The organism is Streptomyces sp. NPDC102451 (assembly GCF_044765485.1).
GTDB lineage: Bacteria > Actinomycetota > Actinomycetes > Streptomycetales > Streptomycetaceae > Streptomyces.
On sequence record NZ_JBIWKD010000014.1, the window covers coordinates 116,151 to 130,423 of the forward strand.

11 protein-coding genes, 2 pseudogenes and 1 riboswitch are annotated in these 14,273 nt (G+C 71.3%); of the genes and pseudogenes, 2 read left to right on the top strand and 11 right to left on the bottom strand.

Annotated features, from left to right (window positions below; genetic code table 11):
• Positions 1 to 31 precede the first annotated feature (31 nt).
• The 4 genes and pseudogenes from ACIRD8_RS27225 to ACIRD8_RS27240 all read right to left on the bottom strand — a co-directional run.
• Complete coding sequence (locus ACIRD8_RS27225) at positions 32 to 724, bottom strand: transglycosylase family protein (RefSeq protein ID WP_403996804.1); 693 nt, start codon at positions 722 to 724, stop codon at positions 32 to 34.
• Positions 725 to 896: riboswitch (cyclic di-AMP (ydaO/yuaA leader) on the bottom strand.
• A gap of 290 nt (positions 897 to 1,186) precedes the next feature.
• Entirely contained in the window at positions 1,187 to 2,146 is a 960-nt protein-coding gene (locus tag ACIRD8_RS27230; RefSeq protein ID WP_403996807.1) for a transglycosylase family protein, read from the bottom strand.
• Positions 2,147 to 2,251: 105 nt separating this feature from the next.
• Positions 2,252 to 2,551 (bottom strand): annotated as a pseudogene (locus tag ACIRD8_RS27235) (cytochrome P450); the annotation flags it as partial.
• Between the two features lie 314 nt (positions 2,552 to 2,865).
• Positions 2,866 to 3,555, bottom strand: a pseudogene (locus ACIRD8_RS27240) (recombinase family protein); the annotation flags it as partial.
• A 324-nt stretch (positions 3,556 to 3,879) separates the two neighbouring features.
• On the opposite strand from ACIRD8_RS27240, the gene ACIRD8_RS27245 reads away from it, so the two are divergent.
• The gene (locus ACIRD8_RS27245) at positions 3,880 to 5,115 is read left to right on the top strand and encodes a cytochrome P450 (protein ID WP_403996810.1); all 1,236 of its coding nucleotides are present in this window, start codon (positions 3,880 to 3,882) and stop codon (positions 5,113 to 5,115) included.
• A 135-nt stretch (positions 5,116 to 5,250) separates the two neighbouring features.
• Here ACIRD8_RS27245 and ACIRD8_RS27250 read toward each other — a convergent pair whose 3' ends face one another.
• The 5 genes from ACIRD8_RS27250 to ACIRD8_RS27270 form a co-directional block, all read right to left on the bottom strand.
• The gene (locus ACIRD8_RS27250; protein ID WP_403996813.1) at positions 5,251 to 6,246 is read right to left on the bottom strand and encodes a nucleoside triphosphate pyrophosphohydrolase; all 996 of its coding nucleotides are present in this window, start codon (positions 6,244 to 6,246) and stop codon (positions 5,251 to 5,253) included.
• A gap of 26 nt (positions 6,247 to 6,272) precedes the next feature.
• Entirely contained in the window at positions 6,273 to 6,926 is a 654-nt protein-coding gene (locus ACIRD8_RS27255; RefSeq protein WP_403996816.1) for a SurA N-terminal domain-containing protein, read from the bottom strand.
• A gap of 170 nt (positions 6,927 to 7,096) precedes the next feature.
• On the bottom strand, positions 7,097 to 8,653 hold the full coding sequence (locus ACIRD8_RS27260; RefSeq protein ID WP_403996819.1) for a serine/threonine-protein kinase: 1,557 nt from the start codon (positions 8,651 to 8,653) through the stop codon (positions 7,097 to 7,099).
• On the bottom strand, positions 8,650 to 9,318 hold the full coding sequence (locus ACIRD8_RS27265) for a hypothetical protein (protein WP_403996822.1): 669 nt from the start codon (positions 9,316 to 9,318) through the stop codon (positions 8,650 to 8,652). The genes ACIRD8_RS27260 and ACIRD8_RS27265 overlap by 4 nt, the downstream gene beginning before the upstream one ends.
• A gap of 97 nt (positions 9,319 to 9,415) precedes the next feature.
• Positions 9,416 to 11,527: an N-6 DNA methylase gene (locus ACIRD8_RS27270; RefSeq protein WP_403996825.1), complete on the bottom strand. Its 2,112-nt coding sequence runs from the start codon at positions 11,525 to 11,527 to the stop codon at positions 9,416 to 9,418.
• 196 nt (positions 11,528 to 11,723) lie between these two features.
• Here ACIRD8_RS27270 and ACIRD8_RS27275 point away from each other — a divergent pair, with 196 nt between their 5' ends.
• Positions 11,724 to 12,554 (top strand): DUF4352 domain-containing protein, encoded by an 831-nt coding sequence (locus tag ACIRD8_RS27275; protein ID WP_403996828.1) that lies wholly within the window; start codon positions 11,724 to 11,726, stop codon positions 12,552 to 12,554.
• A 50-nt stretch (positions 12,555 to 12,604) separates the two neighbouring features.
• Here the strand turns inward: ACIRD8_RS27275 and ACIRD8_RS27280 are convergent, their stop codons facing one another.
• Together ACIRD8_RS27280 and ACIRD8_RS27285 are read right to left on the bottom strand one after the other, a co-directional pair.
• Positions 12,605 to 13,354, bottom strand: coding sequence for an N-acetyltransferase (locus tag ACIRD8_RS27280; protein WP_403996831.1), 750 nt, complete (start codon positions 13,352 to 13,354; stop codon positions 12,605 to 12,607).
• 114 nt (positions 13,355 to 13,468) lie between these two features.
• Positions 13,469 to 14,152, bottom strand: coding sequence for an HNH endonuclease family protein (locus tag ACIRD8_RS27285; protein WP_403997055.1), 684 nt, complete (start codon positions 14,150 to 14,152; stop codon positions 13,469 to 13,471).
• Positions 14,153 to 14,273 lie beyond the last annotated feature (121 nt).

Here is a 14,273-nt window from a genome sequence, read left to right on the forward strand (position 1 = left end):
GGGCAGGAGGAAGACCCCGGGCCGTTTCCGGCTACTTCAGGTGGAGCTGCTGACCCGGGAAGATCAGGTCGGCGTCGTCGACGATGTCGTCGTTCAGCTTGAACAGCTTCGCCCAGCCGCCCTTGACCTTCTTCGCGTCGGCGATCTTACTGAGGGTGTCGCCGGCCTTGACCTTGTACTCGCCGTCGCCCTTCTCGACCTTCTCGCCGGTCGGGGTGGTGACGGTCTTCTCGGCGGCCGTGCGCTTCTCGCTGCGCGTGGTGGGCTGCTCGGCCTTGCGCTCCGGCGCGGCCTGCGGGGCCGTGTCGCCGTTCTTCGAGGAGCCGGTGTCGACACCCGGGTCCACACCGTCGTTCGTCAGGCCGCCGGCCCCGGCGCAGGCCCAGGCACCCGGGCCCTGCAGGTCGAGGAGCTTCTCGGCGGCGGCTATCTGCTGGTCCTTGGAGGCCAGGTCGGCACGCGCGGCGTACTGCGTACCGCCGGCGGCGGCCCAGCTGGACTGCGAGAACTGCAGGCCGCCGTAGTAACCGTTGCCGGTGTTGATGGACCAGTTGCCACCGGACTCGCACTGGGCGACGGCGTCCCAGGTCTCGACGGAGGCGGCGGAGGCGCCGGTCGCGCCCATCAGCGGTACGGCGACGGCGGCACCGGTGACACCGGCCAGGGTCGCGACACGGACGGCCTTGGACGGGCGACGGTGCTTGCCCTTGCTGGAAAGCAGCATGGTTCTCCTCACCGACGCCTACGAGGTGAGCTGTCGGGTTCGGGCCTGTGAGTTGCCCGGTCGCCCCCACTCGCGGACGACTTCACCCCTAGCCGTACCTCCGCCCGTCTTCCGACGGCCGGGTCCGGCGCTTACCTGGGTCCCCCGCTCCTGCCTACGGCGCTTTACGCGTCGGTCCCCTTCGGCCGACGGCAGGATTCGGCGTGACGGTCGAAGGTGCCCGCGGTGCGAGCGGCTCCGACCGTAAACACACGCAACCCCCACATTCAAAGATGGACATAACGACCAATCAGCCCGAACCGATCCAAGGTGAACATCCGTTTACGCAGGTCGGAGCCAATATGGACGGATCGGACGGACCGGCCGCAACAGTTCAAGCAAAGAGACCCATGTCTCACTTACGCATAAGTGGACATAGGCCTCTGAACTACCCCTGATTTCGGGGTGTTTTCCTGCTTTTGATCAGTTGGCGGCGGCGGTCTCCGACGGCGCGTCCTGCGCGTCGGACCCGAGGCCGAGGAGGTCCAGGCTCTGGCCGGGAAGGATCAGGTCCGGGTCGGAGCCCAGCTCGTCCTTGTTGGCCTCGTAGAGCGCGGGCCAGCCGCCGCGGAGATCCTGCGCGTCGGCGATCGCCCAGAGGTTGTCGCCCTCGCGGACGGTGTACGTCCCCTCCGCACCCTGACGCGCCTCGGATTCACCGCGCGAGGCGTGCCGGCCGGACTCGCGCCCGTCGTCCGGGCCCGATCCCTCGCCCGCCTCGGGGGCGGGCGTGCCGCGGTGCTTGCCGGCCGTCCCGCCGTCGCCCTTCGAGGCGCCGGACTTCCCGGAGGCCTCGGGGGACGGGGTGGCCGACGGCGACGCGCCGTCCTCGTCCCCCTTGTCCGCCGTGCCGTCGGAGGCGTCCGACGGGTCCGGCGCTTCGGACGAGGGGGTCCCGGACGGGGTCGCGGTGTCCGAGGGCTCGGCGGAGGGGGTCTCGGACGGCGTCGCGGTGTCCGAGGGCTCCGCGGAGGGCTCGCCGCCCGGGTCGATACCCGGCAGCGTCCCGTCCAGGGCGAGACCGGAGATCACCGCGCAGCTCGGCCACGCCTGCGGTCCCTTGTCGTCCAGGACCTTCTCCGCGACCGAGATCTGCTGCGAGCGGCTGGCGAGGTCGGCCCGGGGCGCGAACGCCGTGCCGCCGTACGCCGACCATGTGTCCTGCGAGAACTGCAGACCGCCGTAGTAGCCGTTGCCGAGGTCGGCACTCCACATGCCGCCGCTCTCGCATTCGGCGACCCGGTCCCAGGTCGACGCGTCAGCGGCTTGCGCGCCTCCGGCGCCGAGCAGCGGGATGGCAATGGCCGATCCGGTGACGCCTGCGGCGACGACGATGGCGGGTGCCTGGCGAGGGCGGCGGTGTCTGCCGGTCGCGGAGCCCATGGGATTGCCTTCCGTGTGACTGACATGTGACGGGTGAGTCGAACGGTGAACCTAGCCCTACTCGAACGTGTGTCACAAGTCGATGCAGCGGAGATCACGTGAAAGTCACAGAGTTGACAGGCTGTCACCTTTTTCGGCCGGATGCCCCGGACCGAACTCCACAGGAAGCGTGCGCAGTCCACGCATGATGAGTCCACCGCGCCACCGCAAATCGGCAGGATCCGCAGCGAGCCGCAGGTCAGGGAGGCGCCTCAACAGGGTCGCCAGGGCCACCTGCCCCTCCAGCCGGGCCAGTGGAGCCCCCAGGCAGTAGTGGATTCCGTGACCGTAGCCCAGGTGCTGATTGTCACTCCGAGCGAGATCCAGGGTGTCCGCATCCTGGAATCTGTCCGGATCCCGATCGGCGCAGCGCGGTAGCTCCCAGGCGCCGCGCTGTCGATCCGGCCGACATCAGAGAGACGGAGTTGCGGTTCGCACCACCGCCAGTACCCCGGAACGGAGCTGGCCGATGACAGTGAGCTGAGGCACCGTAGGCCGCCGGTACACCTCCACTCCCCTGCGCGCCCATCCTCGCCGCGGCGTCCGGCGCCGGTGTAGACCTCGCCGCAAAGACTCTTGATGCGTCCACTCAAGGGGTAGACCTGATCGCCGATACGCCCGTTCCGGAAGCCAAGCTTCTTCAGCGCCTCCATGAGACACCGGGCGCGCTCCTCGCTGAAGATCGCCGGCACGCCGATCTTCACCTGTTCGCCGTGGACAGGAGTGCCGTCGTCATGGCGCAGTGTCGTGTTCCTACCGCTGCCTCGGTCGGTCTTGCGGTAGACCACGTATCCGTTGTGAATGGTCTCGCTGTAGAGGCGGTTGCGTAGGTTCCCGACGGTCCAGGGCACTCCACTACGGGTGAACAGCTTGCGCTTGTTGAGTTCGTCGCAGGTCCTGGTGAGGCTCGCGCCCTGGTCGGTGACGAGCTCGACAGCAACAGCGAGCACCATGAACTCGTGCTCGTCGGTGACGAGGACGCTGAACTCCTTTTGGCGCTTTCCGACCCACGAAGCTTCCTGGGCGATCGCGTAGCCGTAGGGCGCGGGGCCGCCAGGCCAGCCGCCGTAGCTGATTTTCAGTTCGCGGCCGGCGGAGGTGCGCTCCGCGATGCGCCGCCACTCCCGCTCGGAGAAGGTGACGTACTGCATGAACTGGGACCAGCCGAAGTCCGTGTTGGTATCGATCCCTTCGCCTACCGAGATGAAGTGGATACCGAGGTCGGCCATCCCCCAGGCCCACTGGTAGGCAGCGCGGGCGGTGCGGCCGATGCGGTCGATCCTGGGGACGAGGATTCGGTTGAAGCGCTGCTGGTGCGCATCGAGAACGAGGCGCTCCATCTCCGGGCGACTCTCCAGAGCCCCGGACACCGCTCCGTTGAGGCCGGGGCATTTTATGGGGAGCGTACCTCAGTTGGTGATTCGAAAAGGAGCCGATGAAATCTCCTGCGGATTTCACGGAGGAGCAGAGAGACCTCCCCCCGGAACATGCGCACGATAATCATAAAATCCTCCTGCTGTGCCGCGATTCCTCGATCTTCAGGAGACACTGCGTGAAAGCATGGCACCGGGGCGAGGGCCGGAATGGCCGCAGAGTGACGAACGGCAGGGCGCGCCAGGGGGCGGGCGTCCCGCCTGGTCGGGCAGGGCAGGGGCGAGGGGTGGCAGCAGGCACCCGCCGGATACCGTCGTCCGGTGAACCACACCCCGTCGCCGGAACTCTTCACCTGGGAGTTCGCTACCGACCCGTATCCCGCGTACGCCTCGCTCCGCGAGCACAGCCCCGTGCACCGCACCACGCTGCCCAGCGGTGTCGAGGCCTGGTTGGTGACCCGTTACGCGCATGCCCGGCAGGCCCTCGCCGACAGTCGCCTCTCGAAGAACCCGGCGCACCACGCCGAAGACGCGCAGGGGAAGAGCAAGACCGGCATCCCTGGGGAGCGCAGTGCCAACCTCATGACGCACCTGCTGAACATCGACCCACCCGATCACACCCGGCTACGCCGACTCGTGTCCAAGGCGTTCACCCCGCGCCGGGTCGCCGAGTTCGCACCGCGCGTGCAGGAGTTGACGGACCACCTCATCGACGGATTCGCCGGCCGGGGGGAGGCGGACCTGATCCACGATTTCGCGTTCCCGCTGCCCATCTATGCGATCTGCGACCTGCTCGGAGTCCCGAGCGAGGATCAGGACCAATTCCGGGACTGGGCAGGAATGATGATCCGGCACGGTGGCGGCCCTCGTGGCGGCGTGGCCCGGTCGGTGAAGAAGATTCGCAGCTATCTCGCCGAACTGATCCACCGCAAGAGGGAGAATCCCGGCGACGACCTGATCTCCGACCTGATCCGGGCGAGCGACCACGGCGAGCACCTCACGGAGAACGAGGCCGCCGCCATGTGCTTCGTCATCCTCTTTGCCGGTTTCGAAACCACCATCAATTTGATCGGGAACAGCGCCCACGCGTTCTTTCGCAACCCCGCACAACGCTCCGTTTTCCAGAATGCTGTCGACGGGGGTGACGACACGTTCCTGGACACCGCCATCGAGGAGCTGCTGCGTTTCGACGGCCCGGTGGAAATCGCCACCTGGCGCTACGCCACCGAGGCGCTGGAAATCGGCGGGCAGGAGATTCGCGAGGGCGATCCGGTCCTGGTCGTACTCGCCGCTGCTGACCGTGATCCGGCCCGCTTCGAGGAACCCGACACCCTCGACCTCTCCCGCCGCGACAACCAGCACCTCGGATACGGGCACGGCATCCACTACTGCCTGGGAGCTCCGCTGGCCCGGCTGGAGGGCCGCACCGCGCTGGCGACCCTGTTCCGTCGTCTGCCGGATCTTCAGCTGGCCACCAGCCCCGACGACCTGCGATGGCGGGGTGGCCTGATCATGCGCGGCCTGCGCACGCTGCCGGTGGAGTTCACTCCTCGGTGACGGCCCGGAGGTGAGCCTGCTGGAACCCCGCCGTACGGGTCGGTGGCGAACTCCCAGGTGAAGAGTTCGGGCGCTGCGGCGGGCGCGTGGGCCGTGCCGGGGGCGTCTCGGGACAGCCTGCCCCGGGGCTGTCCTTCACTCCCCGACGCTATCCGGAGCGGTCCCGGGGGCCGTGAGCCCCTCCGCCGTCCGGATCGCGTCCCGGTAGGCGCGGGCCGCGGCCCGCAGGGCGGCCTCCGGGTCGGTCCCGTCCTGTTCGGCCTCCACGGCGAGGGCGAGCAGCCGGTAGCCGACTCCGTCGCCCTCGGGGAGCACGGCGTCGAGGCCCGCGGCCCGGGCCCGGCTGCCGAGCTTGGCGGCCAGCGCCAGACCGGGCTGGCCGAGCGGCACCCCGTCGGTGACCGATTCGCGCTGCTTCTCGATCGCCTTCGTACGGAGCCAGTGCGCGTGGACGTCCTCCGGGGTCTCGGCGGTCGCGTCGCCGAAGACATGCGGGTGGCGGTGGATCAGCTTCTCGACGATCGTGGCCGCCACGTCGTCGATGCCGAACGGCTCCTCCTGGTCCTCCTGCGCGATCCGGGCGTGGAAGACGACCTGGAGCAGGACGTCACCGAGCTCCTCGCGCAGTTCCTCGCGGTCGCCGTCCTCGATGGCCTCGACCAGTTCGTAGGCCTCCTCGATGGCGTACTTCGCGAGGCCCTTGTGCGTCTTCTGCGAGGTCCAGGGGCATTCGAGCCGGATCCGGTCCATCACCTGCACCAGGTCCAGGAGCCGCGCGCCGGGCAGGTCGTACGAGCCGGGGAGCAGCTCCAGGTCCGGCATCTGCACCCGGCCCGAACCGCCGAGGCGGGCCAGGCCGTCGGTGAGCCGCTGATCGCCCTCGCCGCCCACCAGCACCACCACGGTCCGGCCGCCCGCGCAGTCGTCCACCATCTCCTCCGCCGACGGCGCGCCGTGCTCCACGGCCACGCCGGCCTCCCGCAGATACGGCAGCTGCGGGTGGCCGGGCTCGGCGCAGAGCACCCGGTCGGCGGCGTGCAGCGTCTGCCAGGCGGGCCAGGACAGCAGACCGGGGGCGACCCGGTGGCTGGCGGTGAGCAGGACGATGCGGCCGGGGTCTTCAGCGTTCACCCCCCGAACCTACCTCCGGGAACGCGTCAGGCGCCCGCCTGCTCCTGCCCCTCGACCGGGGTGACCTGGGTGATCCACGGCGTCTTGTAGGTGCTGAGCTGGACCTTCTGGTCGTCCCAGCTGCCGTAGCGCGGGTTGACGTCGATGTGCAGCGCCTTCGACGCCTTGGTGAGGTTCTCGCCGACGGCCTGCACCCCGGCGGGGCTCTGCAGGTCGGCGCCGAGCGCCTGGGCCAGCTTCTGGAGCTGGACCTCCTGGCGCAGGCTCGCGTCGATCTGGCCGGGTGCCACCCAGCGCTGCTCCAGCATGCCCGTCCGTACGGCCTCGTCGCCGCCGGACTGCTCGGCGGCTGCGCTGCGGATCTGCTGGATCTCCTTGCGGCTGACGCTCACCCCGGCGTCCTTCGTGGCCCGGTCGAGGACCCGTCCGAAGATCAGGCCGGACAGCTTGACCCGGGTCAGCTGGCCCGACTTCGTCACCAGTTCCTCGGAACGGACGGATTCCTGCTGCGCGCTGCGCACGTCGGCCGCCTGTGCCTGGACCGTGGCCACGTCGATCCGGTCGCCGCCGACCACGGCCGCGGCACCGGGGTGGGCCTCGCTGCCGCAGGCGGTCAGGAGCGGCGCCGCGACGAGCGTGGCGGCGGAAAGGGCGAGCGCGGTACGACGACGGCGGTGCAAAGGAGCCTCCCGGGGAGAGTTTGTGCATCAGTGCACAAAGCCTTGCGGTGATCGATGTTAGGCAGTGGACGTGATTCGGGCCACTGCTTCGACCAACGATTTCCGGACCGGTCAGTGTGGGGTCGCGGGCGAAATCCCTTCCGGCTCACCCTTTTCGGCCGTCCCCGGCCTCACGCCGAACCGCGTACGTCCTGGTGGTGGGAGAGTTGCCGGCGGAGTTCGGTGGGGAGCGGGTGGTGCGGGCCGTAGACGCGCTCCGTGTCGTACAGGAGGGCCTGCAACTGGGCGCGGCCCGCCGCGTGGTCGCCCACCCCGAGCAGGAGGTGCCCGATGCGGTGGCGGATGTCGAACGCCCGGCCGGGGCCGGACTGTGTCGCGTAGCCGTTCTCGTAGGAGGGGAGGACGGCGCGGTATTCGGCGAGCGCGGCGGCCGCCTCGCCGAGCTGCTCCAGGCACTGCGCGGCGTCGTAACGGAACTGCAGGGCCTGGGAGTCGGCGGGGCCCGCTTCCGCCGCGCGGTCGTCGGCGAGGCGGCGGAGCTCCGGGAGGGCGCGGCGGTACTGGCCGTCGTCCATGAGCGTGGCCGCGTACTGCTTGCGCAGGATCCGGACGACCGGTGAGTGTTCGCCGTGCTCCTGGGCGGCGGCCGGGAGGATGCCCCCGAGGATGTCGACGGCCTGGGTGATACGGCCCTCCCCGAGCAGCCGCTTCACGTCGTCGACGGCCTGCGCGACGTTCGGCCGGGCGGGCGGTGCCTCGGGGGCGGGGGGTGCCTGCTGGGCGGGTACGGGCGCGGACGCGGGGACGGCCGCCCGGTCGGGCCAGGGGGCGTGCGGGCGGAGGAAGGGGCGGGTCGGGTCGAGGGGCCCGGCCGGGGTGCCGCCGAGGGGCAGCAGGGGGCGCAGGGACTCGTAGACCTCCTGGGCGGAGGCGGGGCGGTCCTGGGGGTCCTTGGCGAGCAGCCGCAGGACGAGCGTTTCGAGGGCCTCGGGGACCTCGGGCCTGAGGTGCCGGACCGGGAGCGGTGGCTCGTAGAGGTGGCGGTGCAGGACGCCGAGGGCGGTGGAGCCGCTGAACGGGACGTCGCCGCAGAGGAGTTCGTGCAGGAGCACGCCGAGGGCGTACAGATCGGTGTACGGGCCGACGGCGCCGCCCATCGCCTGTTCGGGGGCCATGTAGGCCGGGGAGCCGATCACCGATCCCGTGTGCGTCAGACGGGTGGTGTCGGTGTCCATCACGGAGGCGATGCCGAGGTCGAGCACCGTGAGGGTGCCGTCGGGCTTCACCATCGCGTTACGGGGCTTCAGGTCGCGGTGGACGATCGGCACGGCGTGCACGGCGGAGAGCACGGCGCACAGCTGGGCGGCGATGGCCACGGCCCAGGGCCATGGGTAGGGGTCGTGCTCGGCGAGGTGGTCGGCGAGGTCGGCGCCCTCGACGTACTGCATGACGAGGAAGAGGTCGTCGCCGTCGCTCCCCGCGTCGTGGACGGTGACCAGGCCGGGGTGGTCGACCTGCGCGGTGACCCGGCACTCGCGGACGAACCGGCGGCGCAGCTCGTCGGCGGCCCCGCTGCCGGAGGGGCCCGCGACGCGTTCGGGGTGCAGGAGCTTCACCGCGACCCTGCGGTCGAGGCGCTGGTCGTACGCCGTCCAGACCTGTCCCATGCCTCCCTGGCCGAGAATGGTCGCCAGCTGGTAACGCCCGGCGATGACGCGCCCGTTCACCTACTGTCACCCTCCTTGCGGAGGTAGTCGCTCAGCTCGTCGAGCTCGGCGCGCACCTGGTCGATGCGCTGGGGCCCGGCGGGCCTCGGGGTGGCGGGGGGCGTGGCGGGTGCGGGAACGGGGGGTGCGGGCTGTGCGGGGGCGGGGTTCTGGCGCGGGGCGGGCAGATAGCTGTTGGAGGGTGCGGGCGGGGTGGGTGCGGGCTGCCGCGGCGCGAGCCCTGCGGACGGGAACGAGGACACTCCGGGGTTACCGCCGTTGTAGGGGTTGCCGTACGGACCTGCCTGCGGCCCGGTCCGGAGGCTGTCGCGCGCCGCGAAGTGCCGTATGTCCGTGTACAGGTAGTAGGTGACCGCGCCGATGAAGACCACCAGCATCCAGGACAGCATGACGATCGCCTGGCCGTCCGTGATCACGTCGTCGTCCTCCACGGGCAACGCCCCGAGGTACACGATGAGTCCGATGTTCAGCGCCAGTACGAGGCCGAACAGCCACCAGTCGCGCTGCTTGCGGGTGACGATCGCCAGTCGGAGCATCGGCGCCCAGGCGAGGAACGTGCAGCTCAGCAGGGTGAGCGCCACGAAGACCACGCGCAGTGCGACCAGCGTGGACGGGGACGGACGGCGCTTCGGCTGCTGCTCCGGCGGATAGCCGTAGCCGTGCATGTGCTGCTCCCGGAGGGGTGGAATGGGACGTGTGCAGTGAGCGTATACAGCGATACGGACAACCGGTCCCGGGTTGTGCACAACCGTTGTGCTCACGTCACTTCGGAGCGACCGATCCGTCCGTGAGCCCGTCGTACATCCCCTGCACCAGTTGCCCACCGAGCCGGCCGGCCGTGCGCAGCGCGTCCTCGAAGGCTGCGAGTGCGCTGAACTGCTCACCATACGTGCGCTGTTCGGCCAGCGGCAGGCGCGGCACCTGGAGGCGTCGGGCGTCGAGCCGGGTCGCGGTGGAGGCGTAGCTGCTCGCCTGGCGGTTGTTGGCGGTGCCGCGCAGGAAGCCGGCGAGGAACCAGGGGTCGAGGGCGGCCGGATCGGGGCGCAGGAGCTGGAGGTTGCGGCCGAGCGCGGCCCCGGCGGTGGCCTCGTCGACGACCCTGGCGACCGAACCGCCGCCGATCACGGGCACGACGACGTCGCCCGGTTCCAGCAGGATCGGGGCGCCTTCCGGGGACGCGGCCGGCGGGGTGGAGGGCGTACCGCTGGGGGCCGTCCCGGAGAGGACGTCGTGCTCGGTGAGGACCGGTGCGGTGCCGCTGCCCGAGCCGGTGCCGGTCCGCAGGTGCAGGGCGCCCGCGCGGGCCAGTTCACCGACCGTGGTGTACGGCCGCCTGGCCGGTTCGCAAGGGGTGGCGGGGGGCGGGGTGAGCCGGGTGGTCAGCTTCAGGGTCTCGTCCAGCCGCTCCCGTACGCGTACGAGTTCGGCGGCGGTGGCGCCGGTGGCCGGGGGCGGCAGATGGCGGGCGGGGGCCAGGTCCACGTCGTCGTCGAGGAGTTCGATGACGGGGACGGCCCGGCTGGTGCCGGGGCGCTCCTCCACGGGTTCCCGGCGCCCCGGCGCGTCGAAGGGGGTCCACGCGTCGAGCACGGCGCCGCGGACCGCCGGCCAGTCCAGCCGGTCACGGCCGGAGGGGGCGCCCGCGGGTTCGGGCTCCGCCGCGTCGACGACGAGCAGTTCGGGCGTCGAGGGCTGTTCGGTGCCCGGCTTGCGGAGGACCCAGATGTGGAGCGGGATGCCGTACGGGGGTGCGGCGCCCGCGGGGAGCGCGATGACGGCACGCAGGGCGCCCCGGCGGAGCAGGTCGGCGCGGATCCGGCGGCCCGAGCGGCGGGAGGCGGCGGCCGGGGGCATCAGCACCACGGCGGTGCCGCCTTCGCGGAGATGGGCGAGGGCGTGCTGGACCCAGGCGAGTTCGGACTCGGTGCGGGCGGGGAAGCCGTACTCCCAGCGTGGGTCGTAGGCCAGTTCGTCGTGGCCCCAGTTGCGCTCGTTGAACGGGGGGTGGCAGAGCACGGCGTCCACGGCCAGCCCGGGGAACGCGTCGGTGCGCAGGGTGTCGCCGGTCCGTACGGCGAGGGCGGGTCCGTCGGCTCCGCCCCCCTCGGAGTGCAGGGCGAGCCGGAGCGCGGTGAGCGCCGCGAGGTCGGGGTCGGCCTCCTGTGCGTACAGCGCCGTGGGCCGGCCTACGGCGCACAGCAGGGCGCCTGTTCCGGCGGCGGGGTCGAGGACCGTGCGGGATCCTCGCCCGCCGTTCTGCCGGGCGGCCTCCCTCGCCGGTGCGGCGAGGTCGGCCATCAGCTCGGCGAGGCCGGGGGGCGTGAGGGTGTACTGGCGTGGGTTCGCGTCGAGCTGGCGGCGGAAGAGGAAGTCGAAGGCCTGCCGGGCGCCGGTCTCCGCGGCCAGTTCGGCCGCGGCGCGCAGCAGCGGGACGGAGGGCAGGAGGGCGGACGCCGTGGGTGTGGGGACCGCCCGGCCCGCTCCGAAGCGGGCTGTGAACACGTGGTCCAGGGCGCCGGGCAGCACGCCTGCCATCCGGGCGTCCGAGACGGCGGTGATCTCCAGCCAGGCGGTGGGCCGGTCCCTGACGAGCAGCAGGGCGCACCCGGTGTGGACGAGTGCGGTCACCGCGCCGTCGGGGTGACCGGCCACCTGCTGCCAGACCCGTTCGCGTAGCGGTACCTCGGCGAGCTTGCCCTGGTCGCGGAGCCAATCCTCGACCTCGGGAAGCGCGAACGAAGGGCTGGCCTCGGTGCCTCCGACGGGCTTGGGGAAGTCGGCGTGCCGGCGGCGCCAGTTGCTGACGGCGGCGCGGCCCACGCCCGCGAGCCTGGCGATTCCGGCCGCGGTCACCTCGGTCGAGTTATCCGGCACTGGCCTGTCTCCCGTTCCGCGCACATCGGTGTCGCCTGCTGTGTGTGGGTGAGCATACCGATACCGCCAAGCTACCGGTTCACACGAAATGCAGTGTTGACTCGGTTCACAGGGAATGGTCTTATTGACCTGCCGCACACCGATGCGGCGCAGCGTTCCGCTCACAGTCCCCGTTCTTCATCGGAAGGGCACAGCCATGTCCCAGTACACGCAGCCGCAACAGCCCCAGCAGCCGTACGCCCCCGCGCAGGCGCCGGGCACAAGCCCCGCCCGCAACGGTCTCGGTACCGCCGCCCTCGTGCTCGGCATCATCGGGACGGTCTCGGGGCTGATCCCGTTCTTCTTCTGGCTCGCGGGGATCCTCGGCCTGATCGCCCTGATCCTGGGGCTGGCCGGGCGGGGCCGCGCCAAGCGCGGGGAGGCCACGAACAAGGGGGTGACGACGTTCGGCGCGGTCCTCGGCCTCGTCGCACTGATCCTGTCGGTCGTCGGAGCGGTCCTGACCTTCAAGGCCGTGGACGACGTGGTGACCGACATCAACAAGGCGGTCCAGGAGAGTTCGGCCTCCGCGAAGCCGGCCGCGGGCGGGGAGGCGGCGGCCGGCGAAGGAGCGGCCGGCGGCACGGAGGGCAAGGACGACGTCCTCAGACAGGGCGACTCCGCGGTGTACGACGACGGCCTGGAGATCACCGTGGGCGCCCCGGCCTCGTACACCGCCGACGAGTTCGCGATCGGTCACACCAAGGGCAACAGCGCCTGGACGGTCTCGGTCGTCATCGAGAACAAGGGCAAGGAGAAGTTCGACACGTCGCTCGTCAGCCTCGACGCCCGCGCCGGGAAGGACGGTGTGAACGCCGAGCAGATCTACGACGGCACGATCGGCGAGGGCTTCACCGGCACCGTCCTGCCGGGCAAGAAGATCACGGCGAAGTACGCCTTCGACGCCCCGGCCGACGCCGGGCACCTGACCGTCGAGGTCGCCCCCGGCTTCGACTGGGACGCGAGCCAGTGGGAACTGAAGCTCTGACGGACGAGGACGTCGGCCCGCCTCCTCGGAGGCGGGCCGGTCCTGTGGCGTCAGCCCGTCCGGTGCCGCACCCAGACGTTCGGCTCGACGTACACGGCGTACCCGTGGGCGGGCGAACAGTGCACCGGGACCAGAGCGCCCGCCACCTCGACCGGCCCCTCCGTGTCGAACGGCAGCCCGGTCCACTCCCGCCACCGGTCCAGCGATCCGCTCACCGTCATCGACACGGGGGCCACTCCCTCGATGACTCCGCCGGCCCGCACGTGGACCCGCAGCCACGGGTCGTACGGCAGTCCGTCCTCGTCCCGGACTCGGCGGGCGTACTCGGCCATCGGCACCGCGGCCTCCGCGTGCTTCGCGCTCGGCCTGACCGGGGCGACGAGTTCCCGGAACCCGAGGCGCCTGGCGTTGTCCCGCATCGCGGCCACCATGCGCCCGGAGATGCCCTGCCCGAGCCGCCCGGTCGCCACCGTGATCTCGATCGCGCTGACGGTGTCCGGGGTGCGCCCGTGCCGCAGGTCGGAGAACGCCCACAGCAGCACCTGGTCCCAGCCGCCTTCCGGCAGCCGCCCCCGTCCCGGCGCGCCGAGGGCGAACGGCACGCTGTACCCCCGGGCCACCACGGCGCCCCCGGGGTCGGTGGCCACGAGCACGAACTCGGGGAACTCGGTGGCTATGCGGGGGAAGTTGGCCCAGCCGACCAGGTCCTCCAGCACGAAAGCGGGCCAGGTGTCGGGCATCTCCCCGAGCGCCCCGGCGAGCTCGGGACGCTCGGCCAGCGTGGTGATCTTCAGGTCCATGCGGCCACGGTATGCAGCGCCCGCCCCCGGGCCAACATATTTCCGGGCCCGCACCGGGCCGGTGACCAGCACACCCGCCCGGGCATGGGCGTCACCGGCCCCGTCAGGGCGTCCTCAGCGCGTGGGCGCCTCGGTCGGACTGCCGCCGGTGGGCAGCTTCTCGGCGGGGCAGCCGGACAGCACCTTCCGCATGGCGTCCCGTTCGGCCTCGGTCACCCACAGGCCGTACTTCGCCTTCACCGACACCTGACCCGCCACATACGTGCAGCGGTACGCCTTGTTCGGCGGCAGCCAGGTCGCGGTGTCCCCGTCGCCCTTGCGGCGGTTGGTGGACGAGTCGGCCGCCACCAGGTTGAGCGGATCGTTCGCGAAGGCCCGCCGCTTGCCGTCGCTCCACTTCTGGGCGCCCTTCTGCCAGGCGTCGGACAGGGCGACGAGGTGGTCTATGTCCACCTTGCTGCGGCCGCGTTCGAAAGCGATGCGGCCCCCGGTGTACGGATCGGGGTCGAGGACGCCGCTGAGCACCTTGCAGCCGTCGGCGTCCCGCCGGACCCCGGACAGCTGGTGTGCGAGTACGTCGTCCCGGGTGCCGCACCCGTTGCGGTCGGTGTCCAGCCAGGCGGACCCGAACTCGTCACGGTCGTAACCGGTCTTCGGCGCCCGGCCCTTCACCACGAGCGCGTCGACCGCCTTGAGCGCCGCCCCGCCGGCGGCCGGTGCGGTCGTGGTGGCCGAAGGGTCCGGCAGGTCGTCCAGGGCGTCGCAGCCGGTCAGGGCCAGCGACCCGGTCAGGGCCAGCGTCAGCAGCGGGGCCAGGCGGTGGCGGTGCGGGTGGCGTACGGAAGGAAGAGGCGTCACGGCGGCCAGCGTAGGCGCAGGGCGCAAGGGCGCCGAAGGGGGTCACGCCCCCGTCGGCGCC

What these genes read in the sequence shown, in the direction of transcription:
- ACIRD8_RS27225 (WP_403996804.1), bottom strand. Translation starts at nt 724, where the DNA reads ATGCTGCTTTCCAGCAAGGGCAAGCACCGTCGCCCGTCCAAGGCCGTC.
- ACIRD8_RS27230 (WP_403996807.1), bottom strand. Translation starts at nt 2,146, where the DNA reads ATGGGCTCCGCGACCGGCAGACACCGCCGCCCTCGCCAGGCACCCGCC.
- ACIRD8_RS27265 (WP_403996822.1), bottom strand. Translation starts at nt 9,318, where the DNA reads ATGCACGGCTACGGCTATCCGCCGGAGCAGCAGCCGAAGCGCCGTCCG.
- ACIRD8_RS27275 (WP_403996828.1), top strand. Translation starts at nt 11,724, where the DNA reads ATGTCCCAGTACACGCAGCCGCAACAGCCCCAGCAGCCGTACGCCCCC.
- ACIRD8_RS27280 (WP_403996831.1), bottom strand. Translation starts at nt 13,354, where the DNA reads ATGGACCTGAAGATCACCACGCTGGCCGAGCGTCCCGAGCTCGCCGGG.